This window comes from Stenotrophomonas sp. KH_036_B (assembly GCF_057839485.1).
This window is the reverse complement of the sequence record NZ_CM174491.1, coordinates 2,183,747-2,207,329: the sequence shown is the minus strand read 5'-3', so window position 1 is coordinate 2,207,329 and position 23,583 is coordinate 2,183,747. Positions and strand designations below refer to the sequence as shown.

Annotated in this window: 25 protein-coding genes and 2 pseudogenes; 17 read left to right on the top strand and 10 right to left on the bottom strand. The window is 61.7% G+C overall.

The window, feature by feature from the left end:
* The first annotated feature begins 26 nt into the window (after positions 1 to 26).
* From AC3ITN_RS10030 to ltaE, 7 genes are all read left to right on the top strand, one after another.
* The gene (locus AC3ITN_RS10030) at positions 27 to 632 is read left to right on the top strand and encodes a hypothetical protein (protein ID WP_489392838.1); all 606 of its coding nucleotides are present in this window, start codon (positions 27 to 29) and stop codon (positions 630 to 632) included.
* A 188-nt stretch (positions 633 to 820) separates the two neighbouring features.
* Entirely contained in the window at positions 821 to 1,426 is a 606-nt protein-coding gene (locus AC3ITN_RS10025; protein ID WP_313341502.1) for a hypothetical protein, read from the top strand.
* Positions 1,427 to 1,839: 413 nt separating this feature from the next.
* The gene (locus AC3ITN_RS10020) at positions 1,840 to 3,225 is read left to right on the top strand and encodes an NAD-dependent succinate-semialdehyde dehydrogenase (protein WP_489392837.1); all 1,386 of its coding nucleotides are present in this window, start codon (positions 1,840 to 1,842) and stop codon (positions 3,223 to 3,225) included.
* 213 nt (positions 3,226 to 3,438) lie between these two features.
* A complete protein-coding gene (locus AC3ITN_RS10015; protein ID WP_489392836.1) occupies positions 3,439 to 3,981 on the top strand; it encodes a hypothetical protein in 543 nt (180 codons plus the stop codon).
* Positions 3,982 to 4,033: 52 nt separating this feature from the next.
* Positions 4,034 to 4,483, top strand: coding sequence for a hypothetical protein (locus AC3ITN_RS10010; protein WP_489392835.1), 450 nt, complete (start codon positions 4,034 to 4,036; stop codon positions 4,481 to 4,483).
* Entirely contained in the window at positions 4,471 to 4,827 is a 357-nt protein-coding gene (locus AC3ITN_RS10005; RefSeq protein ID WP_313341572.1) for a hypothetical protein, read from the top strand. Before AC3ITN_RS10010 ends, AC3ITN_RS10005 begins: the two co-directional genes overlap by 13 nt.
* A 102-nt stretch (positions 4,828 to 4,929) precedes the next feature.
* Entirely contained in the window at positions 4,930 to 5,958 is a 1,029-nt protein-coding gene (ltaE, locus tag AC3ITN_RS10000) for a low-specificity L-threonine aldolase (RefSeq protein ID WP_489392834.1), read from the top strand.
* On the opposite strand, the gene AC3ITN_RS09995 is transcribed toward ltaE, so the two are convergent.
* Positions 5,959 to 6,630, bottom strand: coding sequence for a class I SAM-dependent methyltransferase (locus tag AC3ITN_RS09995; RefSeq protein WP_489392833.1), 672 nt, complete (start codon positions 6,628 to 6,630; stop codon positions 5,959 to 5,961).
* Positions 6,631 to 7,366: 736 nt separating this feature from the next.
* On the opposite strand from AC3ITN_RS09995, the gene AC3ITN_RS09990 reads away from it, so the two are divergent.
* Entirely contained in the window at positions 7,367 to 7,687 is a 321-nt protein-coding gene (locus tag AC3ITN_RS09990) for a hypothetical protein (protein WP_313341581.1), read from the top strand.
* 115 nt (positions 7,688 to 7,802) lie between these two features.
* Here the strand turns inward: AC3ITN_RS09990 and AC3ITN_RS09985 are convergent, their stop codons facing one another.
* From AC3ITN_RS09985 to AC3ITN_RS09975, 3 genes are all read right to left on the bottom strand, one after another.
* Positions 7,803 to 9,626: a glycoside hydrolase family 15 protein gene (locus AC3ITN_RS09985; protein WP_489392832.1), complete on the bottom strand. Its 1,824-nt coding sequence runs from the start codon at positions 9,624 to 9,626 to the stop codon at positions 7,803 to 7,805.
* 112 nt (positions 9,627 to 9,738) lie between these two features.
* Positions 9,739 to 10,605, bottom strand: a complete 867-nt coding sequence (locus tag AC3ITN_RS09980; protein ID WP_489392831.1) for an SDR family oxidoreductase — start codon at positions 10,603 to 10,605, stop codon at positions 9,739 to 9,741.
* A gap of 106 nt (positions 10,606 to 10,711) precedes the next feature.
* Positions 10,712 to 11,191 carry a DUF4126 domain-containing protein gene (locus AC3ITN_RS09975; protein WP_489392830.1) on the bottom strand — a complete coding sequence of 160 codons (480 nt, stop codon included), beginning with the start codon at positions 11,189 to 11,191 and terminating at the stop codon, positions 10,712 to 10,714.
* Between the two features lie 153 nt (positions 11,192 to 11,344).
* Here AC3ITN_RS09975 and AC3ITN_RS09970 point away from each other — a divergent pair, with 153 nt between their 5' ends.
* Positions 11,345 to 12,508 (top strand): zinc-dependent alcohol dehydrogenase, encoded by a 1,164-nt coding sequence (locus tag AC3ITN_RS09970; RefSeq protein WP_489392829.1) that lies wholly within the window; start codon positions 11,345 to 11,347, stop codon positions 12,506 to 12,508.
* A gap of 33 nt (positions 12,509 to 12,541) precedes the next feature.
* On the opposite strand, the gene AC3ITN_RS09965 is transcribed toward AC3ITN_RS09970, so the two are convergent.
* Together AC3ITN_RS09965 and AC3ITN_RS09960 are read right to left on the bottom strand one after the other, a co-directional pair.
* The gene (locus tag AC3ITN_RS09965) at positions 12,542 to 12,910 is read right to left on the bottom strand and encodes a response regulator (RefSeq protein WP_489392828.1); all 369 of its coding nucleotides are present in this window, start codon (positions 12,908 to 12,910) and stop codon (positions 12,542 to 12,544) included.
* Positions 12,900 to 14,048, bottom strand: a complete 1,149-nt coding sequence (locus AC3ITN_RS09960; RefSeq protein WP_489392827.1) for a two-component system sensor histidine kinase NtrB — start codon at positions 14,046 to 14,048, stop codon at positions 12,900 to 12,902. The genes AC3ITN_RS09965 and AC3ITN_RS09960 overlap by 11 nt, the downstream gene beginning before the upstream one ends.
* Before the next feature lie 155 nt (positions 14,049 to 14,203).
* Between AC3ITN_RS09960 and AC3ITN_RS09955 the strand changes: the two genes are divergently transcribed.
* Positions 14,204 to 14,578 (top strand): response regulator, encoded by a 375-nt coding sequence (locus tag AC3ITN_RS09955; protein WP_313341601.1) that lies wholly within the window; start codon positions 14,204 to 14,206, stop codon positions 14,576 to 14,578.
* 505 nt (positions 14,579 to 15,083) lie between these two features.
* Positions 15,084 to 15,893 (top strand): OBAP family protein, encoded by an 810-nt coding sequence (locus tag AC3ITN_RS09950; protein WP_489392826.1) that lies wholly within the window; start codon positions 15,084 to 15,086, stop codon positions 15,891 to 15,893.
* Between the two features lie 33 nt (positions 15,894 to 15,926).
* On the opposite strand, the gene AC3ITN_RS09945 is transcribed toward AC3ITN_RS09950, so the two are convergent.
* The 3 genes from AC3ITN_RS09945 to AC3ITN_RS09935 form a co-directional block, all read right to left on the bottom strand.
* Positions 15,927 to 16,475: a cysteine hydrolase family protein gene (locus tag AC3ITN_RS09945; RefSeq protein WP_489392825.1), complete on the bottom strand. Its 549-nt coding sequence runs from the start codon at positions 16,473 to 16,475 to the stop codon at positions 15,927 to 15,929.
* 15 nt (positions 16,476 to 16,490) lie between these two features.
* Positions 16,491 to 17,129 carry a DUF6766 family protein gene (locus tag AC3ITN_RS09940; protein WP_489392824.1) on the bottom strand — a complete coding sequence of 213 codons (639 nt, stop codon included), beginning with the start codon at positions 17,127 to 17,129 and terminating at the stop codon, positions 16,491 to 16,493.
* Positions 17,130 to 17,271: 142 nt separating this feature from the next.
* Entirely contained in the window at positions 17,272 to 17,769 is a 498-nt protein-coding gene (locus tag AC3ITN_RS09935) for a YciE/YciF ferroxidase family protein (RefSeq protein WP_489392823.1), read from the bottom strand.
* A gap of 360 nt (positions 17,770 to 18,129) precedes the next feature.
* Here AC3ITN_RS09935 and AC3ITN_RS09930 point away from each other — a divergent pair, with 360 nt between their 5' ends.
* From AC3ITN_RS09930 to AC3ITN_RS09910, 5 genes and pseudogenes are all read left to right on the top strand, one after another.
* Positions 18,130 to 18,861: a hypothetical protein gene (locus AC3ITN_RS09930; protein WP_489392822.1), complete on the top strand. Its 732-nt coding sequence runs from the start codon at positions 18,130 to 18,132 to the stop codon at positions 18,859 to 18,861.
* A 354-nt stretch (positions 18,862 to 19,215) separates the two neighbouring features.
* Positions 19,216 to 19,854: a hypothetical protein gene (locus tag AC3ITN_RS09925; protein WP_489392821.1), complete on the top strand. Its 639-nt coding sequence runs from the start codon at positions 19,216 to 19,218 to the stop codon at positions 19,852 to 19,854.
* A gap of 103 nt (positions 19,855 to 19,957) precedes the next feature.
* Positions 19,958 to 20,707, top strand: coding sequence for a DUF1353 domain-containing protein (locus AC3ITN_RS09920; RefSeq protein ID WP_489392820.1), 750 nt, complete (start codon positions 19,958 to 19,960; stop codon positions 20,705 to 20,707).
* 648 nt (positions 20,708 to 21,355) lie between these two features.
* Positions 21,356 to 21,661 (top strand): annotated as a pseudogene (locus AC3ITN_RS09915) (DUF3526 domain-containing protein); the annotation flags it as partial.
* A gap of 100 nt (positions 21,662 to 21,761) precedes the next feature.
* A complete protein-coding gene (locus tag AC3ITN_RS09910; protein ID WP_489392819.1) occupies positions 21,762 to 22,691 on the top strand; it encodes a hypothetical protein in 930 nt (309 codons plus the stop codon).
* Between the two features lie 34 nt (positions 22,692 to 22,725).
* Here the strand turns inward: AC3ITN_RS09910 and AC3ITN_RS09905 are convergent, their stop codons facing one another.
* Positions 22,726 to 23,160 (bottom strand): hypothetical protein, encoded by a 435-nt coding sequence (locus AC3ITN_RS09905; RefSeq protein ID WP_489392818.1) that lies wholly within the window; start codon positions 23,158 to 23,160, stop codon positions 22,726 to 22,728.
* A 43-nt stretch (positions 23,161 to 23,203) separates the two neighbouring features.
* Here AC3ITN_RS09905 and AC3ITN_RS09900 point away from each other — a divergent pair.
* Positions 23,204 to 23,521 (top strand): annotated as a pseudogene (locus tag AC3ITN_RS09900) (DUF3526 domain-containing protein); the annotation flags it as partial.
* Positions 23,522 to 23,583: the final 62 nt, after the last annotated feature.

Here is a 23,583-nt window from a genome sequence, read left to right as displayed (position 1 = left end):
CACCACACCTGGATAAGGGGCATGGCATGACAAACGTCCTTGCGTTTACCACCACTCGAAACGCCTTGGTACGCGCCTTTGGCCTGGCGCTGCTGTGTGCGCTGGTGCTGGCGACCGCCAGCTGCAGTCGCATGAGTCAGTCGTGGAAAGAAGAAGTGCGGCTATCTGACGGCCGACTGATCGTGGTCAAGCGCACCGCGAAGGGGACCATGTTGCGCGATATGGCGATGCGCCCAACGGGCTGGAAACCCGGGGAGACCACGGTGCGGATCCCGCACACGGACGGGGATGTCAAACCGCCCGTGTGGCGATCAAGCCTGATTCCGGTCGTCATGGACTACGACCGAGCCTCATCGACGTGGTCGGTCGTGGCCACTTACCTGTTCTGCAGCGCCTGGTACGACATGGGTCGCCCGGCTTTGCCGTACGTGCAGTACATCTCGGTCGGCGGGGAAGCGTGGCGTGTCGTTCCCCTGCAGCCGGGCTGGATTGGCAGGCGCGCAAATCTGCTGACCCACATTCAACCGACACACATGTCGCCCATGGTCCGGGAGCAGTACAAGGAAATGAACTGGCGCCAGGCCCCGGAACAGTTCAAGTCAATCTCAACGACCTGGAAAACCAACTGCTAGTGCGTCACCCCATCACGCAATGGCCAATTACATGCTCGGGGCAAGGCAGGTCAACGGCAGGGTCGGTCACCAGACGACTGCCCTGAAATCATCATCACCCGGTAACGCATGACCTCAACGAAACGCCCGCACCTGATCTGACGTGACCAGATTTCGCTGTCTCACCCAACCGGCATAAGGGGCATGGCATGACAAACGTCCTTGCGTTCACCACCACTCGAAACGCCTTGGTACGCGTTTTGGGTCTGACGCTGCTGTGTACGCTGGTGCTGGCGAGCGCCAGCTGCAGTCGCATGAGTCAGTCGTGGAAAGAGGAAGTGCGGCTATCCGACGGCCGACTGATCGTGGTCAAGCGCACCGCGAAAGGGACCATGTTGCGCGATATGGCGATGCGCCCAACGGGCTGGGAGCCCGGGGAGACCACGGTGCGGATCCCGCACACGGACGGGGATGTCAAACCGCCCGTGTGGCGATCAAGCCTGATTCCGGTCGTCATGGACTACGACCGGGCCACATCGACGTGGTCGGTTGTGGCCACTTACCTGTTCTGCGGCGAGTGGTACGACATGGGCCGCCCGGCATCGCCGTACGTGCAATACATTTCGGTCGGCGGGGAAGCGTGGCGTGTCGTGCCCCTGCAACCGGGCTTGATTGGCAGGCGCGCAAATCTGCTGACCCACATTCAACCGACACACATGTCGCCCATGGTCCGGGAGCAGTACAAAGAAATGGCCTGGCGCCGGGCCTCGGCAAAGTACAAGTCGATCTCAACGACCTGGAAAACCAACTGCTAGTGCGTCACCCCATCACGCAATGGCCAATTACATGCTCGGGGCAGGGGGAGTCAACGGTAGGGTCGGTCCCCAGACGACTGCCCTCAGACGATCAACACCCGGTAACGCATGACATTAAACGAAGCGCTGCGTGCCCAACCCCCCATCTGGAAGAACCCACGACCAACGTGCCTGACGGACCGCGAAAGCTCTGTTCAAGGGTCATGCGTTACCGGGTGTTGACGGTTTCAGGGCAGTCGTTTGGGAACCGACCCTACCAGCGGCGTTGTTCCCCGCAGCGAGATGGCGTGCGGGCGAGCAGCCAACGCAGTGAATCCCACGTGACGCACACCACTCAACACTTCACTGCATGGAAACCGTGACGGTGCAACGCTCACCCGTCCATTTCCTCCCCCATGAAGTGCAGCCTCTCCATGACCAAGAAACAGCTCACCACGATCAACCCACTGACCGAAGAAGTGATTGCCACCTATTCGTACATGTCGGACGAAGAAGCCGCCGCCGTAGTCCAATCCAGCCACAACGCCTACCTGGAATGGCGCCTGCGCTCCTTGGAAGAGCGCGCAAAGGTGGTTTCCGCCATCGCCAAAGCACTTCGCGATCGCAAGGAAGAATTCGCCCAACTCATGACCCGCGAAGTCGGCAAGCTCATCGAAGACAGCCGCACCGAAGTAGAACTGTGCGCAGCCATCTGTGACTACACCGCCAAGCAGGGCCCTGAAGCGTTGGCGGACGAGGAGCGCGATGTCGAAGGTGCCACCGGCATCGTCACCCATTCGCCCATCGGCGTCGTCTACGGCATCCAGCCCTGGAACTTCCCGGCCTACCAGGCCATCCGTTACTCCATCGCCAGCCTGATGGCCGGCAATGGTGTCCTGCTCAAGCACGCAGAGAGCTGCACCGGGAGCGGATTGCTGCTCCGTGACATCTACGAAAGTGCCGGGCTGCCCAAGGGCCTGTTCGGCGTGCTGTTGATCAGCCACGACCAATCCAACGACATCGTGGAGAACGATCTGGTCCGGGCCGTGACCTTGACCGGCAGCGAGGCCGCAGGGCGCACCGTGGCAGCCAAGGCGGGCGCAGCCCTCAAGAAGACCGTGCTGGAGCTGGGCTCCAACGATGCCTACCTTGTCCTAGACGATGCCGACCTTGATCTGGCTGTCGACACCTGCGTCAAAGGACGTCTTTTCAACAACGGGCAGACCTGCGTCAATGCCAAGCGCTTCATCGTGACGGAGAAGAACTACGATGCGTTCGTCGGCGCCTACGCCAGCAAGTTCGAGGCGATCACGATGGGCGACCCGAACGCCGCCGATACCCAGCTGGGCCCGCTGGTCTCCGAGGCGCAGCGCGACAAGCTGCACGAACAGGTCACAAAAAGCGTCTCGCAAGGCGCCCGCCTGCTGGTGGGCGGTGAAGTGCCGGACCGCACCGGTTGGTTCTATCCGGCCACCGTGCTGGCCGACGTCGCACCGGGGCAGGTGGCGTATGAAGATGAGCTGTTCGGCCCTGCGGCGGCCATCATCCGCGCCAAGGACGACGAGGACGCGCTGCGCATTGCCAACGACAGCCGCTATGGCCTGGGCGGCGGCATCTTCAGCCGCGACGTGAAGCGCGCCCGCGAGCTGGCCACCAAGTACTTCGATACCGGAATGATCTTCATCAACACCTTCGATGTTGCATCGCCCGCGCTTCCGTTCGGTGGGGTAAAGGCATCGGGCTACGGCCGTGAGCATGGTCCAGAAGGGTTGAAGGAGTTCGTCAACGTCAAGTCGATCAAGATTCCGGCTGCCGCTTGACGGTTGACTGCGGCGCCAATGACCGGCTCTGCGGCACGGTGCCAGAAGCGCTTACAATCACGTGCACCGCGCGCATTGGCCGGTGCACGAAGAAGCGTAGTGCCACGCCATGCGTGGCTGCCCGAAGAGACGTCCCGCAGGGGCGCTCATAAAGAACGAGAGCATTACAAATTGATCGCAAGCGAATGGTGTAAGTCCCTCGGTCTCATCGGCATGGCACTAGCCCTGGCACCCATGGCATCAGCAGCAGAACCAGCCCGCAACACCACCCCCAATCAGGACCAAATCGATCGCGCAGTAGCGTTAGCAACCTGCAAGGCCGACCGCCCAGCGTTCCGCACATTGGCCTATGAGCTGCGCGACGTCGCATCCAGCCGCGAGCCCTCGGCAGGCTGGCAACCGGTCGCCCGCGAAGCAGGGGAATACGGCGCGGCGTTGGGCAATATTTCCGGTGTCCTGGCGGAAATGCAGCTCACCGAACCCGTGCTCATTTTCGGCCATCCAACCACGCGCTTGATACTGTCGCGTAGTTCCGTGGTCGCCACCTTCGATGACCCAGCGATCGGCGCAGACCTTGCCAAGTCCATGGGCATTGAACCGGACACGGGGCAGGGTAGCCCTGGAGGGATGCGTATTGTCGAGTCAGCGCCGGAAGCCGAAGGCGATGGCATCGAGGTGAAGGCATTGATAACCTCGCGGATCGACGCCGATCATGGACCGTCCGCCGTGGCAGGGTGCCTCTACTACACCCAGTAGACGCGAAGCCACCTCGGCCCACCGTATTGGACACAGCAGCAAGGACAGAGCCATGAGTCAAAAGGACACGATAAGGCGCAACACGCTCATCTTCTTCGCGCTCGGCCCGGTGATGGGTGGCCTCTGCATGTTCATCCAGGTTCATCTGGGGTTGGAGCATCCAGTGCCGCTGTCCGAATTCTTCAGCCGCGGCACGATCCTTATGGTCGTTGTTTTCATCATTGGCGGCTACGTGGTGGGCGCGCTCCCGGCCCTCGCCGCCGGAGTGATGTTCGCCCTCCTGGCTTCCCGGCGCACACTGGGCTTCATGGGAAGCCTCTTGGTGGGCACCGGCGCCGGCTTCCTCACCAGCGTGGTGGCGGAGGCGGTGATCATAGTGGTCAATGCTGGCGAGCCCGCATGGAACTGGACCATCCCCGCCACGGGCGCGGTTGCCGGCGCGATCTGCGGCGGCTACTGCTGGCGGGTTGCGCAATGGGGATCCCAACAATGTCGCCTTTAGGTTTCGTGGCAGTCGTCCAGATCGGAGGTGGTCTGCTCGGATGCATCGTCTGCTCGCAGATCACCGACACCAAGTTGCCTGAGGCCGTGATTGACGATCCCAGCAGAGGCTGGCGGATCTTCGAACGCACCATGCTGTTCCTCATGTGCAACATGCTTTCCTTGTTTGCCACGGTGGGGCTGCTTGAAAGCCTCCTGGACGACCCGGTGAAGCGCATGCTGGCCGTTGGCCCTGACTGGATGGATGCATTGTTGCTGCTGGTGACGCCGCTTCCGATTGCCTGGCTGTTCTACCTTGCCTTTGCCGGACTAAGCCGTTGGTGGCACAGATTCCTTGGCCGCTAGCACGGCACTGAGGGCCTTAAGGAATTCGTTAACATAACCTCCATCAAGATCCCCGCGTCCCCCTGACTCGCGGGCTTGCCACCCCATTCAGCGAGTTCCCAGATGCAGTGGATTGATCTGCGCAGCGACACCGTCACCCAGCCCACCCCGGCGATGCGCCAGGCCATGGCCACCGCGGACGTGGGGGATGACGTCTATCAGGACGACCCCACCGTCATCCAGCTTGAGCGCCTTGCCGCCGACCTGCTGGGAAAGGATGACGCCCTGTTCGTTCCGACGGGGGTATTCGGCAACCAGCTCGCGGTGTTCACCCATTGCCGCCGCGGCGACGAAGTGATCGCGGGCGACGACTCGCACCTGGTCTGGCACGAAAACGGTGCTGCGGCGGTGATCAGTGGCGTCCAGCTGCGCACCATCGCCAGCAACCGGGGCCAGTTGGAGCCCAGCGAGATCGCGGCCCGCATCCGGGTGGGGGAGGACATCCACATCCCCCGCACCGGGCTGATCTGCCTGGAAAACGCGCACGGCAACGGCCGCGTGATACCGCTGGCCACGATGGAGGCCACCGCCGCCATCGCTCGGGAACACGGCGTTCCCATCCATCTGGACGGCGCACGTGTGTTCAATGCCGCCACCTACCTGGGGTGCGACGTAAAGGAGATTACCCAGCATGTGGACACGGTGATGTGCTGCCTCTCCAAGGGCCTGGCCGCACCGGTCGGCTCGATCCTGGCGGGGCCGGCCGCCTTCATCAAGCGCGCCCGCTACAACCGCAAGCTGCTGGGAGGAGGGTGGCGGCAAGCCGGCGTGATTGCCGCGCCAGGCATTCTGGCGCTCACCGAAATGACGCACCGGCTGGATGTGGACCATGACAACGCAACGTACCTCGCGCAGCAGCTGGCCGACGTGCCGGGCATTGAGGTGGACATGGACGACGTCCACATCAACATGGTGTGGTTCGCGCTCCCCGGCGGGGTAGACATGCCGCAGCTGATGCAGATCCTGGAAGCAGCCGGCATCCGGGCGAACGGTGCGTACGGCGGCAAAATGCGCCTGGTGACCCATTGGCAGATCGACCGGGACGCCATCGACAAGACCGTCTCGGTGATCCGGAGCGTGGTGGCGGGGTAATCAAAGAGGCCGGCGCGCGACCCAGCCCCGGAAACTAAGGGCGGCGTAGAACAGCTCCACGTCCGTGAAGCCGGCAGCCTCCATCAACGCAACCTCGTCGGCTGCGGAGATGGCCGGAAGCTTCTCCGCCATAACCGCAATCGACGCTTCGGCCTGCTCGTCCAGAACGCCGCCTGCAGACGCGAACGCTGCCGAGCGCCGCAACCAGCGCATGCGTGCTTCAGGTGCATAGCTGTGGTGAGCTACCACGAGCACGCCGCCAGGCCGCAGGCGCTGGAACAACCCACGCAGGGTTTTCAGCCGCGCATCGGGGTCGAGGAAGTGCAGGGTGAGCAGGCATGTAGCGCCGTCAAACTCGCGGGTCGGCGCATCCTCAATCAGCCCCTCCACCAGCACAGCACGCGAGGCGTTCGCGCCCAGGGTATGCCGTGCAAGGTCCAGCATCGGAGGTGAAGGGTCTACGCCGACAAATCGCCAGCCGGGCTGCGCCTGGGCAAAGGCGTCGAGCTCCAGCCCGCCCCCGGCACCCAGCACCAGCACCTCGCCCGTTGGCGGAACGGATTCCGCCAACAGAATGTGCGTCATGCGATGGAGTGCCGCCATGCCAGGCACCTTGGCTTGGGCGGTTTGCTGATAACTGCTGACTGCGAAGGGGTCGTTGAACGTCGACATGGATACTCAGCCCGCGTGGGTCCATTTATATGTAACTGCAATTGTTACATACGACGGACACGCACCGCGACCGGGTAGGGTCGGTTGCCAGACGACCGCACTGAACCCATCAACACCAGGTAGCGCATGACCTCGAACGAAGTCCGAGATCGACCAGGAAGTGTCACGCAACGGTGCCTCTTACATTTCCTGCGCCTACCGAAGCGCGGAGTCAAACAGCACTCTGGCCTGCTGGATCGCTGTCTCATGCGTAGCGGCCTTGCTGCTCCGTGCCAGTTACTGGGTGGGAGCGTAACGCAGGGTGGGGGAGGGCGTTTGCAGGATCTTGCTGTTGTTGCGCGGTGCGGGTTGGGAGCGACAGTGTTGCCGGTGGTTTGGCGAACATTTGGGTTGCGACCGAACGGGCTGGAAGTGGGACCTGCTGCCTTGGTAACTGCGTGCCGGTACAAGGATTTTGACGAAATGATTTGCTCGCGAAATTCCGTTTCGCAACCCCATTGATGCCGTGAACCGCGACCGGGCGGCGTCGAATTCCAGTACCGTCACGTCTGTCGCATGGTGTGCCCTGGGTGTCAGAACCCGAAACAAACATTGCATGTTGAACGTCCTGTGTCGGGAGGGTGGCGGAATACAACACCCTCGTGGAAACACGTCGCACCGTCTTGTTTGTTTCACGGTTCTGAACCTCCCGACTCCCTCGCCATCCCGGCGAGGGAGAACACAGAGGAGAAGCATCATGCACGACGATTGGGCGAGCCTGACCCCCGAGCAACAGGCCTTCCGCAAGCGCTTCTGGCGCGCGCCGAAGAGCGTAATGATCAATGCACTTCATCACGACGGACTAGAGACGTATCCCGGCTGCCCGACCGTGCCCTGTCTGAAGACGCGGGGCCTGTGGATGCGTGACCTCGGCATCGAGCCTGGGACGCGGATGTACCTGGGTATCGGACGCGAAGTGTTTGTCCTGGCGGCAGACCCGTCGCCGGACGCGCTGTCCAAAGCGATGGTCCGGTTTGAGAAGACTGGGGCCAGTTGGAGGCTCGGGCCGGTTGGGTAAGTCAGGCCAGAGCGGGGCGGCGGCAACGTCGCCCCGGGACGCTCCTCATAAACCCCGCACGGCATGATCAACCACGGCTCGCCACCCGCATCAGTCCGGGCGGCTCTCGGCCAAGCTACTCACCATCCACGGCGTACGCGGCATGCACCAAGGCCAAGTGACTGAGGCCCTGCGGGGTGTTGCCCAGCCCCTGTTCTGCCTGCGGGTCCCACATCTCCGACATCAGGCCCACGTCGTTCTGCACACGGACCACCAACGATCCGAACAAGCGATTGGCCTCATCTGCCTCGCCCAACAGTCCGTAAGCTTCCACCATCCAGAAAGCGCAGCTGATGAACGTTCCCTCGCAGTCCTGCATGCCGCTGTAACGCCAAAGCAGATCGCCGCTCTCATCCGACAGTTCGCGCCGCATCGCCTCCCGGGTCGATATGAAGCGCTCCCGCCGAACCTCAGCAAGGCCAAAACGCGAGGCCAACATGAGGCTGGCGTCCAGGCGGTCAGTGCCGGGGTGCATCACGTAGCTCTGCTTTGCCTCATCCCAGCAGTGCTCGTCGACCCAGGCCAGGATGCGCTCCTTCTCGCGCTGCCAGCGCGGCAGACGCGCGGTGGTGATGTGGCCAGCTTCGGCCAGTTCACAGGCCCGGCGTAGGGCCATCCAGCATTCCACCTTGGACATTGTGTAGTGCTGCGCGTCTCCCAGCTCCCAGAAGCCGCTGTCCTTGCGCATCCAGGTATCGGCGCATTCGTCGGCGAGCTCAAACAGCAGGCGGGCGGTGGTGGGGTCGAGGATGTGGCCTGCTTCGATCATCCGGCTCGCCATCTCCAGAACGTCACCGTAGGCGCAGGTCTGCAGCTGCTCAGAGGCCGCATTACCCACGCGCACCGGTTGGCTGTTGCGGTAGCCCGGCACGTCGATGCAGCGTACCTTCTCGACGCGCTCGCCGCGAAGGGAGTAGCACGGCGCAAGCCCGGGGCGATGGCGACCAATGGTGGTCATCAGCCAGCTGAAGCCGGCCTTGGCGTCGGGGAGGGCGCCCACGCGCAGGAAGGTCTTGATGACGTAGGCCGCGTCGCGCACCCAGGCATATCGATAGTCCCAGTTCTTGTCGCCACCGATGCGTTCCGGCAGCGAGGCGCTCACAGCTGCGGCGATGGCACCGGTGGGGGCGAACCACAGAAACTTCAGCGCCAGCGCTGATCGGATGACCTCGGCGTGGCGGCTGACACCGCAGTGCAGGTCGTCCACCCACTGACGCCACTCCCGGTCGGAGCGATCGATGCGGGTATCGATATCGGACAAGGGAGGGACGGGTAGCACTTCGTCCTGCGAGGCCAGCAGCGCGACGATGTGCCTGTCACCAGGCCGAAGGGTGAGGCTGCCGCGTACTTCACGGTCGTCACACTGGGTGATCTCCGCGCTGTCGGGATAGCGCAGCATCGTCATCACGGGGCCGGCATGATGTACGCACCCGTTGGGGGTGTCGCTCATCCACGGCGTGCAGGTGCCGGCTCGGGTGCCTGGCAGGTAGTGCAGGTCGAAGGTCACCTCTCCCTCAAGGCCTTCCAACCGCCTGGCCAGCTCGGACCAAGGCAAGCGGCCGGCCGGGCCGCTGTTGAGCGACTCGGTCGCACGTACCAAGCCGGTCGTGGTGCGGACGAGCGTTTCCAGGACGTTGCTGTTATCGCGGTAGCGCCGTTGCACTTCCTTAGCGTCCCGGGCGTGCAGGACAAAGCGACCGCCGGCCGATTCATCAAGCAGACGGTCGAGCAAGGGCGGGGCGTCCATGCAGGGCGCGCACCACCAGTCAACGCTTCCATCGGGGGCGATGAGCGCGCTGGAGCGCCCATCGCCGATGGCGGCATAGGAGTGGATGGGGGCATACCCGTCCGCGTCGCGCTCGACAGCAACGGTGCCGGCCTTGCTGGCACCAGCGGTCACGGAAGCAGCGTGCCGCCGGTGGTACCGCTGGGAAGCTGGGTCAGCGGCTTCTGCGTGTCGTATGGATTGAGAGAAGTCATTGGAGTCCTCGGGGAGGAGAGAGCCAGGCGCGTTACAGGGTGACGGCACCGCCGGAGACGGTGAGCAGTGCGCCGGAGGTGTAGCTGGCGCTGTCGGCCGCAAGCATCACGTAAGCCGAGGCGAGCTCGGCTGGCTGGCCGGGTCGACCGAAAGGCGTCTGGCTACCGAACTGCTCCACTTCTTCCGCGGCCATGCCGGCAGGAATGAAGGGCGTCCAGATCGGGCCTGGCAGCACTGCATTGACCCGGATGCCTTTCTCTGCGAGCAGGCCCGCAAGACCAATGGTGAGGTTCGCAAGGGCGCCCTTGGTAGCGGAGTAGGGCAGGATATTGGGGGTGGGCTTCTTGGAGTTGACCGAGGCAGTGTTGATCACCGAGCCGCCGTCCTGCAGGTGTGGCACGGAAAGGCGTGTGAGATTAAACACTGCATGCACGTTCGTCTCGAACGTTTTGCGCCAGTCCTCGAGGGTGATGTCGTCGAAGGACTCGTAATAGCGCTGGTACGCAGCGTTGTTGACCAGGATGTCCAAGCCGCCAAGTTCGGCCGTGACCTGCTTGATGAGCGCCGCAGCCTGGGCGTCGTCGCTGATGTCGCAGGGGCACAGGACGGCCTTCTGACCCGCCGCTTCGATCAGCGCGCCAATGCTGGCAGCATCCTTTTCCTCCCCCTCAAGAAACGCAATCGCCACGTCGGCGCCCTCGCGGGCGTAGGCGATGGCCACTGCGGCACCGATACCACTGTCGCCGCCGGTGATCAGGGCTTTCTTGCCCTTCAGAAGGCCGTGGCCAACGTAGCTCTCCTCACCGTGGTCTGGCCGGGGGTCGAGCTTGTCGGTCTTGCCAGGAAACGACTGCTGCTGAGCTTTGAAGGGCGGCTTCGGGTAGTTGGGCACTGGCATCGAGGGAGCCTCTATGGGGTGGAAGAAACGCCAGTCTGCGAATGTGCGGGTAAACAGAGCGCCCCTGCGATGTGGATGGCTTGTGCAGGGCCTTGGACAAAGCCAATCAGCGGCGTCCTCTCCGCTTGGCGCCCCTTGCGGACTGAGTGATCAGCGCGGCACTTCCCACGGCAATCGCATCCTCCACGGCCCCGGTACTGGTTTGGCCGTAGCGGGCAATCGCGCGCATGCGCAGGTTGAAGGTCACGTAGGCCATACCAACGGCAGCACCGGCCCCCAACAGCGCGCCCAGCTTTCGCTGCCGATGCGGAGCCAACGCCGCGCCGGCAATCAGCCCGGTAGCGACGCGCGCCAACATCCCCGCCGGCACGATCCGATCAGGGGCCGTTTTCATCTTGTCGCCGATGAGCTCACCGCCTGCCAACGCAAGCATTCCTGCCGACGCGAGGTTGTTGGACAAAAGGCGCGGCGCACCGTTATCGGCCGGCAGGTTGCCGCTGCGGGCGGCGTTCGTCACCGCAGCCAACGGGGTCATCGCGCGCATCCCGGCTACTGCGCCCATCAATATCGAATGGATCAAGGCCATCTCGTTCTCCTGAGTCGAAAATGTGCATGCTGGGCCTGTAACCATGAGCACGGCGTCTTGGCGGGCTGCACATCTTCACTACACTGCAGTCACCGACCGGGGACGCGGTGACGGGTATCTCTAGGTGCATCGATCACGTCACGAGGAGCCCCAATGCGCGCGTTGACCTACCACGGCAGAAAAGACGTCCGGGTGGACACCGTTCCCGATCCCACCCTGGCTGCGCCCGATGACCTGATCCTGCGCGTCACCGCGACGGCCATTTGCGGCTCGGACCTTCACCTTTACCGCGGCAAGATTCCTGATCTTCATACCGGCGACGTGCTGGGCCATGAATTCATGGGGGTCGTGGAGGAGGTGGGCAGTGGGGTGACCGATCTGAGGCCGGGCGACCGGGTCGTGGTGCCGTTCGTCATCGCCTGCGGCGAGTGCTTCCACTGCAAGCTGGCTGAACACGCAGCGTGCGAGACAACCAACACCGGCAAGGGCGCGGCACTGAACCAGAAGGGCATCCGCCCGCCGGCGGCACTTTTCGGCTACAGCCATCTATACGGCGGCGTTTCAGGCGGGCAGGCTGAATACGTGCGGGTTCCGCAGGCAAACGTGGGCCCGCTGCGCGTGCCGGACGCGCTGCCCGACGAACAGGTGCTGTTCTTGTCGGATATTTTGCCAACCGGCTACCAGGCCGCGATCAACGCGGGCGTCAAGCCGGGATCTACTGTGGCCATCTTCGGCGCCGGCCCGGTCGGACTGATGGCTGCCGCGTGCTGTCGCCTGTTGGGCGCTGAGACCATCTTCATGGTCGATCATCTGGCCTACCGGCTGGCCTTCGCCGCGCAGACGTACGGCGTAACCCCGGTGGACTTCAGTCAGATCGAGGACCCTGCGCAATACATCATCACCCAGACCAATGGGCGCGGCGTGGATGCGTCCATTGAGGCAGTCGGCTTCGAAGCCGAAGGCAGCGCTCTTGAATCGGCGTTGACCACGCTGAAGGTGGAAGGCAGCAGCGGGGTGGCGATCCGCCAGTGCATCGCCGCCACCCGCCGCTGCGGCACGGTAAGCATCCCCGGCGTCTATTCCGGCGATCTGCATGGCTTCCTGCTTGGAGATGCGTTCGACAAGGGCCTGACCTTCAAGATGGGCCAGACCCACGTGCAGGGTCTGATGCCCGAGCTGCTCGATTACATCGGGGAAGGCGCGCTCGACCCTGGCGTGATCATCACTCACCGTCTTCCGCTCGAAGAAGCCGCCCGCGGCTACGAACTGTTCGACCGTAAGGAGGAGGACTGCCGCAAGGTGATCCTCATCCCCTGACACATGACCAGGGCGTGGCGGCGGCGCGCTCGGCTACGAGAGCTGCTCGTGGATGGCCGTGATCAGCTGCTTGAAGCGGTAGGGCTTGGGCAGAAAACGCATGGACGAAGGGATGGGTGGGAGCTGCGAACGTTGCAGGCCTGATACCACCAATACCTGGGCGTTGGGCTGTGCCTGGGCAACCTCCGCAGCGACGTCCAGGCCGGATACACCGCCTGGCATGCTCACGTCCGTCACGACCACTGCGTACCGTATGTCACCCCTGAGATGAGCGATGGCTTCCACGCCATCGGACGCAGGGGTGACCACGAATCCTTGATCGGCCAACGCTTCAACCACCACGGTGCGCAGATCGTCTTCGTCTTCAACAAACAATATGTTGATGGGCATTTCAAGGCTCATGGATTGGAAAACAAAGCACGATGCGGGTGCCTACGCCCGGAACGCTGCTCAGGTGAGGGAATCCCCCGGATTGCTTGGTAAACCCAAACACCTGACTCAGGCCCAGACCGCTGCCGCGTCCTACCGGTTTGGTCGTGAAGAACGGCTCGAAGACCCGTGCCTGTTTGTCAGTTGGGATGCCCTCGCCATCGTCCTCGACCGTCAGGCAGACGTGGGGCTCCGGCGCGTGGTTTTCGGAGGCAGGATCCTGTGTTTCCTGCACGCGCGCAGCGATCGTGATGGTGCCGCCCTTGGGCATGGCGTCCCGACTGTTGCACACCAGGTTGAGCACCGCTGCCTCCAGTTGGGCCTTGTCGACGAATACCAGGGGAAGATCTTCATCGAGGTCGAAAACAACGTTGACCGCGTCACCCGCGGAGCGTTGCAGGAGCTCTTGGGATTCGCGCAGCGCTGCGGTGACATTCAAACGTTCAGGGGACAACTTCTGTCCTCGGCCAAATGTCAGCAGTTGTCGGGAAAGTAGCGCCCCCCGTTCGGCCGCGCGGAGGGCCGTCTCAATCAGCTTGGCAGCGGGCCCGTCCTTCACGCGCACGCTGATGAGGTCGAGGCAGTTGACAATGATGGTCAGCAGGTTGTTGAAGTCATGGGCCAGACCGAGAGTCAACTTGCCGATGGCTTCCATCTTCTGCGCCTGCAGCAGGCTGTGTTGAACCTGCTGCAGCCGTTCCTGCGCGTCGTGGCGCTCGGTGATGTCGCGTGTCACTTTGGCGTATCCAACCAGCACGCCTTCCACCCAGATGGGATCGATGACTACGCTCGCCAGGAAACGAGAACCGTCTCGCCGAACCCGCCATCCGTCCTCGATGCACCGGCCCTCCGTGGCGGCCGTTCGCAGGTTGCGTTGCGGGACGCCTGCTGCGGCATCGTCGGGCAAGTAGAAGCGGGAAAAGCTGGTGCCAATCACCTCATCGGCGGTGTAGCCCTTGATTCTCTGACCACCGGGGTTCCAAGTGCGAATCACGCCATGCTCGTCCAGCATGTAGATCGCATAGTCGGTAACGGAGTTGACCAGGAGAGCGAACTGCCGGCTCTCGTCGTTCAAGGCGTCTTTGGGGCGTTGCAACTCTGTCACGGCCATCCTCCCCGGATCGGGTCACCCTAAAGCACCGTTTGTAAAGAAATCGTAAAACATTCGGCACCGCAGCCTCGCGTTGATCCCGTCTTTACACATACAGATGGACAGTCGTTCACACTGAGTGCTCGGTGTTATCACGCTGGCGAAAGAGGCATTGCATGATGGACGAGGCGGGCCCGGTGAGCGTGTTCCTGGTCGAGGACGAACCCAGCCTGATGTATGTGCTGGAGGAGTCGCTCAAAAGCCTGGGTTACGCCGTAGGGGAGAAAGCAGAGTATCTGCCAGAGGCCTTGGAGCGAGCGCAAAGCGAAGCCTTCAATGTGGCGATGCTGGACGTCAACCTGCATGGCCAAGAGTCTTTCCCTGTTGCGGACGTGCTGATGGAGCGCGGGATCCCGTTTGTGTTCACCACGGGCTTTGGGGTGAGGAAGTTCCCTGAGAGGTTCAACCGTACGCCCGTCATGGAGAAGCCGTTCCGACTCAAGGATATCCGGCGCGCAATCTCTGAGCTCCACCCGGCGGCATCTGCCTGACCGCTTCGTTGTTGAGCGGCTCCGCTCCGCCGTCACGAATCAATCGCTGACTGGCTAGAGGCGGATTTGACGATCCCTTGACGCCGCAGTGACGCGCCGTGCCCTCCGCCAAGCGGATATTTGTCTTCAGATATCTGCCAGGAGGATCTTATGAGTGCTTACCCACAGTTCCGCGCCGCAACGCCCCGCGTAACTCGGATGGAAATGGCGGATCTCTACGTGGGCGATGCCACTACCGTGGTCCAGCTGGACGCGGTCCCCTGCGAGACCTGGATCCAGAACCTGCGAGCACTGGTCAGCCGGTCCACGGATCTTGAAGGAACTCGAGTGGAAGTGGAGGGCTCATGGGTCCACTTCATCGGCGTGCGGAAAGAGGGTGGCCCCGTTGCCGCTCGCCTCTTGGAACTGATCGCGACTGCAGGCGAGATGGCCTACGAACCCGCTCCCATCCGAGCACCCACGTTCAGGGCGACGCCAGCGCCCGCTGTACAGTGACCTAAACGCGATGCGTCGATCCATCCTGTCCGCCACAGCCGCTCTCGCCTTGGCCGCCTGCGGAGGCGGCAACACCGAGTCCAGCGTGCAAGCCCCGGGGGCCGATGAGACGGCCAAGACCAAGGCACTGGAGGCCGGCGCGGCGCTGCTGCAGGATCGCCCGCCAATTGCCGCGATCAATGCCTACCTGGACGGTTTCCATTTCTATAGCGGCCGGATGGACGCTCAGATGGAAGCGCATCACTATTGCTCCATCCTCAACGAGGATGTCATTCAGTGCACGATCTACGACGGCAATGTGAAAGACGCCAAGCTGATGGGGGTGGAATACATCATCAGTGAGAAGCTGTTCGCTGGCCTCCCTGAGCAGGAGAAGGCGCTCTGGCACAGCCACGTCCATGAAGTGAAATCGGGGCAGCTGATCGCACCAGGGATCCCGGAGGTGGCCGAGCATGAGTTCATGGAAAAGCTCATCCACACGTATGGGAAAACGTGGCACACCTGGCACACCGACCTGGACAAAGACCTGCCGCGCGGGATGCCGCAGTTGATGATGGGCTTTACCGCCGATGGCCAAGCCGACCCCGCGATGGTGGCAGCACGGGATGCACGGCTGGGGGTCAGCAGCGAGGACAAACGGAAACGCCGCGCCGATATCCCCGAGCCCGCTATAGACCCGGGAGCAGACGCCTGGCAACAGGGGAGGGTGGTCCAGCTTCAAGACCCGACGGGTGCGCACGCTCACGACGCCGGCAGTAACATCAAGGCGCCTTCCAGCCCCGACCAGAACGCAACGTCCAATGGCTCTACCGAACAATAGCTGTGAGTCGGCAAGGGGTCTGAGAAACACCCTTCAGCGGCGCAGGTAACTCGCCAGCTTGAGGACATTCGCCGCCTTGGAGTCACCCAGCAGCCGTAATGCGGTCGTTCGTCTGGAGCCAATGCCGGCCACCGCTTCCTGCACCACGATCGTGTGGTATTCCCTCGCGTTGCTGTCGAAGCAGGTGGCGGCGATGCATGACTCGGCGGTCATTCCTGTAATGACGAGCTCGCTCACGCCAAGCTTGGCCAGGAGCACGGAAAGCGGGGTGGCGAGGAACGCCGAGTGCTTGGGTTTGAGCACGAAGTAGTCGCCAAGCTGCGGCTGCAGAACTTCAGCGATCACTGACGATTCGCCTTCCGTCGCCAGACAGAGACTCACCAGTTCTTTGAAGTCCATCTGCCAGTTGGCAAAATTGTCATTTGCATAAATCACCGGGTTACCTCGCTCGCGGAAGCGCCGCGCGAGGACAGCGATCTGCCCGGCGGCCTTCAACGCGTTGGGCTTCACCTGGTCAGCTTCGGGGAAGTCGAACAGCGTGAACATGTCGATGATCAGAAGAGCAGGGGTGGGCTGACTCATGGATGCTCCGGCTCCTCAATCGCCCGTCTGACTGTGCGGTGCAGCCAGCGGCTTCGACTGGGGCGAGTCCTTCTGGCGCAGGAAAATGGTCAAGATGACCAACGCGAGCACAGCCAAAAATTCGCTCTGCCAGTTCTGGAACGACTCGAACCAGAAGCTGCTGCTCCAAAGGTGTTCCCAGCACGTCGGCGTGGGCTGCCCAAGGGCCCTCTGTTCATCGACTTCCGCACGCCAGCTGCCCGCAAGGTGCAACGAGAAGCTCAACAGGAAAAGCGCACCGAAGGTGATCGCCAGGGAGTGGCCGTATAAGGTCTTCCAGAGCCCGCCTTTGCGAACGGCCCAAGGGGTAGGGCCAGACTCAATGCGCTCCTCTTCTTCGGCCTCGTTCAGTGGTCGGGATTCAGCGGAGCCCTTTTGACGCAGGCTGACAGTCAGCAGGACATACATGCCCATCTGGAGGAACTCACTCTCCCAGTTCTCAAACGTGGCGATGACGAAGTGCCCGCTCTGCAGGTAGTCCCACAGGTCCAACGGCGCTCGGTGTGCGTCAGCAAGTTCCTGGTTGTGTGCCAGGAAGCCGGTCCACACCTGCCCTCCCAGGAAGCAGAGAAGCAAAAAGAGCAGCACGATCGATAAACCGTTGCGTTTCCACATTCCGATACGGCCCAGAGTTAAGCTAGCTATCCGACGTTAGTCCCGCCGGTGGAGAAATCCGGTGAAGGAGCGGCAGCCAGTGCCGCTCCCCGGATTACCGGCTGGATCCGGACGCTTTCTGGTCGCGTTCCATGGTCCTACCTCACGCCGCTTGGGCTGCCTTGGCATTCCCACCGGACTTGGCCAGGAGCGTCAACTTCTCATCCGTTGCCTTCTCTTCGTCCAGGGTCTCAAGAAGAAGCGGGAGCGCGTCCTTGTATCCGAGCTGCTTGGCGAGCGCTGCGATGGTGCCATAGGAGGCGATCTCGTAGTGCTCCACCTTCTGGGCGCCGCCGATCAGCGCAGCGTCGCGCACCGGGCCCTTCTCAACCGAATCAATGACTTCTTTGCCTTCCTCAACCAGCCCTTCCATCGCGGCACACTTGATGCGCTTTAGGCGGATGCCCAGCACTTCAACGACCTGATCGATGCGCTCGATCTGTCCCTGCGTCTCTTCCAGGTGGGTCTCAAAAGCCGCCGCGAGGTCCGGGTTTTCTGCGGCTCGGGCCAAGCGGGGCAGGGCGTTGGTCAGCTGCTTTTCAGCGCTGTAGATGTCGGACAGCTCGTGAACGAACAGCTCTTCAAGCGTTTTGATGGCCATCTATTGGTCCTCTGCTGGGGTGAGGCAATACCTTGCCGCCCGCCTCGCCGAAGACGCGTGAAGGGAGGCCCTTGAGCGCTGAGAATTTCTTAACCAAGCCACCTGGATTGTGATCGCCGCCGGCGAACGCGCGGCCCAGAGCGACGCCGGGCGGCCACTAAATCATTCAGGCTCAGCCAGGGCCTCTTGCCAGCACGGCATGCCGCGTTGCGGCGGCAACGCTGCCCCGCAGTAAATCCGCGAATCACCGGAAACGAAGAGGGTCTCCCCCGAAGTGACTGCCCGAGCTAAACTGGCTTTCAGGCAGTCCCTGCCGGAGCCCATGCAGCATCGCCAGCCGTCACCAAGGGAGTACCCGCAATGGATATGCAGGTTGCAAGTAGTGTCCGCCCGCTCAGCAGCGAGACCCAGCCCATGCTTACGTTTTCGTGGCTGTACAAGCAGGTGCAGGCCTACACCTCCACCACCATCTACCCCAAAGCATCGCAGCTGGAGCGTTGGTCACTGTGGGTCGGCGTGGCAGCAACCGCCTTGGGGCTTAGCGTGGCTGCCTTGTCGACAAGCCTGGTACCGGCACTCTGGGCGCTGAAGATACTAAAAATCTGCCTTGCCGTTGAGGTGGCTGGCTTTGTCCTTTCATTCGTACTCATGCTCAGCAGGGAAGGGCGCCAATACATCAATCCCCGACTGACGCATGCAATTGAAATGGATGCCGCGTTCCACCATTGGCAGATGCTGGTGGAACGATTGCGGGAGTACCCCAAGGTAGAGCGAGAGCGCCGGCTTCGGTTCGTAAAAGACCTGCGGGTCGGCATGATCGACCGCATGGGGCTGATGTACGGCGGGCTGCAGAAGCTTGGTCCGTTTCCTGTGCTTATTGCCCTGTATCTTCAATTTCGCAATTGGAAGTGGGGCGACTGGGCCGGTGCGTTTGATGTGAACCTGGTGGCCGGCACTTTGATCGCGGGGCTCGTGATGCTGTACCTGATGGGCTGGGTGCTGATCGGGATGCGGACGCGGCTGGATACCTATGCTTGCCTGTTGGAGGCTTCCTTGGAAGATGCGGAGCGTTTTGGCTCTTGTGCTGTTTAGCGATGCCGATCGGGGGTGGCGCGAATGCCCGCTCTTGGCCGCAGGAAATCACGCGACTCTATGCCCCGGACAGAAGGTGAGACGTGCGGAATAGGCAGCGCGATCTTGGCTGCGTTACATCTAGGCGACGTTCGTCTATGAAAATCAAAAGGACTGGCTATCCTTTCAACGATTTACGCCAGTGGAAACGAGATCATGATACGCTAAAATTGAAATGTCTCTGGGGAGGGGCATTTCTTGCATTCCAGTTCCCCCCCCCAAAGAATGAGCTACCTCCAGGCTTGGTCAGAAGCTGCGGCCTCCCCCCTCGATGGTTCCGCACTGGTTTCTAACAATCATTCATGAGGAGTATTGATGGGCTGGCATAGATCAAAACGGCTCCTTGCGTGGCTAGACGAATGGCGCTTGCTATATCTTGCCAGCCTTTGCGTGGCGCTCGGCCTTTTGTTTATATCGAGCATTAATTCGAGTGAGAAAAGTATTCGACTCGTTGGTCTAGCTCTTCAAATTCTCGGCATCGGGACAGTGATTTGGGGCATCTCACTAACACGAAAGCATTTCGGACATCCTTCGGTTGTCAGTCTTCTATCTTCATGGGTTCGTCGCTGCCCACTCATTCGCAATCCAACCAATCTCCAGCCTGAGGGCATAAGCCTAGGGGCTTCCGTGGTCGGCGGAAGGCTGACAACTGTCTTCACGCCAGATCAAGGGGCACCGCTTGAGCAAAGGTTGGCGCACATAGAGCAAGGACTAGAGTTGCTGCAAAAGCGGATTGAAAGTGCGGAGTGTCAAATTGACAACGAATCCAGCATTTCGCACGGCAAGGCTTTGGTCGAAACGCGGGAAAGAAAGGCGGCTGATAAGGAGATCATGGGTGCACTCGAAGCGTCTAGCACTGGCGGGGTCAGCATTTCGGCGGTTGGCGCACTTTGGCTCTTCGTTGGCGTTGTGTTAAGTACGGCCTCACAGGAGCTGGCAGTTTGGCTGGCCTGACGCCTACAATTCCTTTAGGCCGACACCGCTTCGGCGCGCAACTCGACACAAGCGACGTAAGGATCCGGCTCTCAAGTTGACAGGCCCATTTAGGAGGAATCTGATGCGCGCAAACCCTATTGTTGTGCTTGGCATGTCGGCCCTGGCACTAGTTGCATCAGCCTCCGCAGCGGTCCCTGGTCGCTACATTGGCGACGTTGTTGCAAAATGGCTCGCTGACGGCCGAGCGATGGAGCTACAAAGCGACTTCCGTTACATCGATCCATCTGGTAGAGAGTGGCTTGCTCCCAAGGGTGCGAAAGTAGACGGGGCGTCTATTCCTCCAGCGGCGTGGCCCATAATTGGGGGACCGTTCGAAGGAAAATACCGCAATGCGTCTGTTATCCATGACGTCGCGTGCGATCGAAAGGACCGCCCATGGCAAGAAGTGCATCGCGTCTTCTATGACGCGATGCTCACCTCCGGCGTAGATAGCTTGAAAGCTAAGACGATGTACGCTGCGGTATTGCTGGGTGGCCCTAAATGGAGTCGGCATCTTGCGTTTCATGATATCCCGTATGGACAAGCGCAAGCCAAGGCTTTTGCTGTGGCCAGAGTTCAAACCATGAGTGGCGAAACCGCTAGCACAAGGGTCGTACTTGGGTCTACCGTTCCGCAGTCACCTACCGACTACGCGATATTTAGGCCGGACTTGCCGCCAAGCTCGGCGACGGTTGAGGTCGCATTTGAGCCTCAGCCATCAGTGCATCTAACGGAGGATCAAGTTATGGCTCTTCAGAAGGAAATTGATATGCAAGGACTTTCTGTGGAGCAGATTGAGAAAAAGTACTTGGTGGCGCCACCAAGCTTGTGAGCATTTTGGCACAGGAATTCTCTCAAGCCGGATCCGCCCTCCGAGGTCAGTTCAATTTCAAGAGTAAATCCATTCCCGCTTGGGGGAGGCGGATGCAGGCGCGTCAGGCAACTGAGAAATCGCATGAGTGTGACGAAGGGGGCGTCTTTGACAACCTCAGGCTCGGCGGTGATACGCCCGTGCCAAAGTCGACCGCAACTCACGGCAGCAAAGATGCTTGCCAATGGTGCCGCCTCCTCCAGCGATTCAAAGAAGATTTTGCCACGGAGAAGGAATATCTAGCCGAGCACGTGCTCCGCATGGCATCGATGCCCTGAGCGGCGCCGATCTTTGATGGCGCCAGGTCGCCGCGAACCCATGTATCTGCTGTATGTCGTCTGCGGCAGAACTAGAGCTTGCCATTCTGAGGCAGATCAGACCGCCACGCCGAACCCCGCCAAGGGAATGCGAGGCCGGTCGCGCTCGGCCGCCCAACTAAGTAAAGAGAGTCGCAGAGGGCGCCACGGATCCAAAGACATTTCCTACTTGGCAGGCGGGGGCAATACGGTAGGACCTTGCTCAGTACCGAGACGCGGTGGGTGAGGGTGGCCAACCGCCAAGGGCCGGGGCGGCTCTTTAACTTGGCCGCCACCAGCGCTTGGCCGAGCGTGGTACATGGCCTTCCATCAAAACGGCGATGACCAGGTCGCGCCGTTGGTGGCCGCGTACCGAGATGGCATCGCACGCCGCAACGCTGCCGCCGCGGCAGCGGGCTGGGTACTGCCGTCGGTTGGCCTGCAAGTCGCGCTGACCCGCATGGCAGAGACCGACATGCAGGCCCATCTGGCGTACTAGGACCGCATCCGCGGCTATCACGAAAGGCTGCGGCAGTTCTTCTACGGTTACCTGTTCACTGACAAGCCGTTCGTGAAGAGCGACGACGAATCCATCCCCCCGTTTGAGCCTGGGGAGTGAACCAAGCGTTGGGCCCCACCACCGGCAACAGCGTTGTGCGTCGCGCCCGGCACGACGACCATGGCGGTGGACAATACCGGGTTCAGACCAAGCGAACAGCATGAGCAATGATGGACACAGAACCCAAGGGCGACGAGACACGGACCTCTATTTCACCCATGTCATCTCCGGCGCACCCAACGTCGCACTGCTCTTGGGCCACCTGTATCTGGAGGGCCACGACCCCAGCATCACCCGGGTGATGCTGATGCGCGATGGCACGTTCTACTTTGTCTATGATCTGCCCGACATCACGTACGGCGCAACGTTGCTGCCGGCAACGGACGAGCAGCCGTTCGCCTTCGCCATGCTGGGCAGGCGCGGCCTGCTGCGGATCAACCCGACCGGCCAAGCACCGCACGTTGAAGCGCTGACCTTGCCCAATGCATACGTATTGCACCTGCACCAGATCGCAGGGGAGTTGTATGCGTGCGGCACGCAGCAACAAGTACACCATCGCAGCGCCGACGGATGGGTTCGGATGGACGATGGTTGCCACGCGCCATTGGTGGACCAGGTCACCTGTGGTTTCAACGCGATGGATGGCTTCGGGGCAAGCGACATCTATGCCGCAGGGGAGGGCGGTGCACTCTGGCATTGGGATGGCCGGGAGTGGCAGGCGCTAACATCACCTTCCGTGTGGACCATTCGTGTAGTGCACTGCATGCCCGATGGCAGCGTGGTGCTGGCCGGGGATGCGGGCACGGTGTTCCGCGGCAATCGCGTGGACGGCTGGCGTACGCTCACTGTGCCGGCATTGGCGCATCTCAGCATCGAACACGCCTGCCTGTTCCAGGAAACACTCTATCTGTGCGCGCAGCGGGAGTTGTTGGCGTTGTCAGGCAGCACGGTGGAAAGGGTGGTCGTGCCCGTGGAAGGACATCTGGCCTACTACAGCGCATCCGCCACCGCGGGAGCAATGTGGACTGTTGGCGATGACGCGATCCTGCGCTTCGATGGAACCCATTGGGAGCGCTTCAGCTGCCAATGAGTTCATTACTCTCCATACTCAGCCGCTGATCCCATTAGATGACGCGAATGGAGTCAAGCGCGAGCACGTAGCGACCATCGACCTTGGTCATGTCGAAGCGGGCTGTGCTGTCGGTCGGCTCGCCGTCGTACTGCACGTTGACGGTCACCCAATCATGTTCAACGATGCGGCTGCTGTCGTCCGCCTGGATGCGCCAGGCCAGCGCCAGCTCCGGGGCGTCGCCAAGCGAGGTGATATGACTCAGCCACGGGCCTTCAAAGCTGGGGTCAGGCAGTTCGGCCACCCAGTCTTCCAGATCATCCCACAGCCAGCGCAGATGGTGCTCCAAGGTTTCAGCCTCGCTGCGCCCACTAAATGCCTTGATCGATGCGGAAGACGGTACCTGGCCAGGATTCAAGCGAAGCTCGTCGAAGAACTGGACAATTGCCTGCTGTACTTCAGTGAGCGGTGGCGGGGTCTGCCATGACATGTTGACGGAGCTCCTTGTTGGTAGAGCAGAGTTTAACCTTTCCGCCAAGGTGGCAATCGAGCGCGCAATCCCGGTAGAGCAGGGGGCCACCATCGCGCGTGCGCAGCGCGAGGCGGTGAACGGCGCCTGGGATATTCCCCGCGACCGTACAATGTAGCAGTTCTATGCCAGCCATCCGCAATGGCGTGATTCGGCGCCGCTTGGCGATGCTTTCCACTACAAGTGGTATCTGGCCGTCCATCAAAACGGTGATGACCAGGTTGCGCAGTTGGTGGCCGCGTACCGACATGGCATCGAACGCCGCAATGCTGCCGCCGCCGCAGTGGGATGGGCACTTCCGTCGGTCGGCCTGCAGGTCGCGTCGTGAAGAGCGACTATGATCGGATACCCCCGTTCGAGCCAGCGGAGTGAAGCCAGGCCTCC

Bases quoted from the DNA above. Each gene is read 5' to 3' on its own strand.
- AC3ITN_RS10030 (WP_489392838.1), top strand. From the start codon at position 27: ATGACAAACGTCCTTGCGTTTACCACCACTCGAAACGCCTTGGTACGC.
- AC3ITN_RS10025 (WP_313341502.1), top strand. From the start codon at position 821: ATGACAAACGTCCTTGCGTTCACCACCACTCGAAACGCCTTGGTACGC.
- AC3ITN_RS10020 (WP_489392837.1), top strand. From the start codon at position 1,840: ATGACCAAGAAACAGCTCACCACGATCAACCCACTGACCGAAGAAGTG.
- AC3ITN_RS10015 (WP_489392836.1), top strand. From the start codon at position 3,439: ATGGCACTAGCCCTGGCACCCATGGCATCAGCAGCAGAACCAGCCCGC.
- AC3ITN_RS10010 (WP_489392835.1), top strand. From the start codon at position 4,034: ATGAGTCAAAAGGACACGATAAGGCGCAACACGCTCATCTTCTTCGCG.
- AC3ITN_RS10005 (WP_313341572.1), top strand. From the start codon at position 4,471: ATGTCGCCTTTAGGTTTCGTGGCAGTCGTCCAGATCGGAGGTGGTCTG.
- ltaE (WP_489392834.1), top strand. From the start codon at position 4,930: ATGCAGTGGATTGATCTGCGCAGCGACACCGTCACCCAGCCCACCCCG.
- AC3ITN_RS09995 (WP_489392833.1), bottom strand. From the start codon at position 6,630: ATGTCGACGTTCAACGACCCCTTCGCAGTCAGCAGTTATCAGCAAACC.
- AC3ITN_RS09990 (WP_313341581.1), top strand. From the start codon at position 7,367: ATGCACGACGATTGGGCGAGCCTGACCCCCGAGCAACAGGCCTTCCGC.
- AC3ITN_RS09980 (WP_489392831.1), bottom strand. From the start codon at position 10,605: ATGCCAGTGCCCAACTACCCGAAGCCGCCCTTCAAAGCTCAGCAGCAG.
- AC3ITN_RS09975 (WP_489392830.1), bottom strand. From the start codon at position 11,191: ATGGCCTTGATCCATTCGATATTGATGGGCGCAGTAGCCGGGATGCGC.
- AC3ITN_RS09970 (WP_489392829.1), top strand. From the start codon at position 11,345: ATGCGCGCGTTGACCTACCACGGCAGAAAAGACGTCCGGGTGGACACC.
- AC3ITN_RS09965 (WP_489392828.1), bottom strand. From the start codon at position 12,910: ATGAGCCTTGAAATGCCCATCAACATATTGTTTGTTGAAGACGAAGAC.
- AC3ITN_RS09960 (WP_489392827.1), bottom strand. From the start codon at position 14,048: ATGGCCGTGACAGAGTTGCAACGCCCCAAAGACGCCTTGAACGACGAG.
- AC3ITN_RS09955 (WP_313341601.1), top strand. From the start codon at position 14,204: ATGATGGACGAGGCGGGCCCGGTGAGCGTGTTCCTGGTCGAGGACGAA.
- AC3ITN_RS09950 (WP_489392826.1), top strand. From the start codon at position 15,084: ATGCGTCGATCCATCCTGTCCGCCACAGCCGCTCTCGCCTTGGCCGCC.
- AC3ITN_RS09945 (WP_489392825.1), bottom strand. From the start codon at position 16,475: ATGAGTCAGCCCACCCCTGCTCTTCTGATCATCGACATGTTCACGCTG.
- AC3ITN_RS09940 (WP_489392824.1), bottom strand. From the start codon at position 17,129: ATGTGGAAACGCAACGGTTTATCGATCGTGCTGCTCTTTTTGCTTCTC.
- AC3ITN_RS09935 (WP_489392823.1), bottom strand. From the start codon at position 17,769: ATGGCCATCAAAACGCTTGAAGAGCTGTTCGTTCACGAGCTGTCCGAC.
- AC3ITN_RS09930 (WP_489392822.1), top strand. From the start codon at position 18,130: ATGGATATGCAGGTTGCAAGTAGTGTCCGCCCGCTCAGCAGCGAGACC.
- AC3ITN_RS09925 (WP_489392821.1), top strand. From the start codon at position 19,216: ATGGGCTGGCATAGATCAAAACGGCTCCTTGCGTGGCTAGACGAATGG.
- AC3ITN_RS09920 (WP_489392820.1), top strand. From the start codon at position 19,958: ATGCGCGCAAACCCTATTGTTGTGCTTGGCATGTCGGCCCTGGCACTA.
- AC3ITN_RS09910 (WP_489392819.1), top strand. From the start codon at position 21,762: ATGAGCAATGATGGACACAGAACCCAAGGGCGACGAGACACGGACCTC.
- AC3ITN_RS09905 (WP_489392818.1), bottom strand. From the start codon at position 23,160: ATGTCATGGCAGACCCCGCCACCGCTCACTGAAGTACAGCAGGCAATT.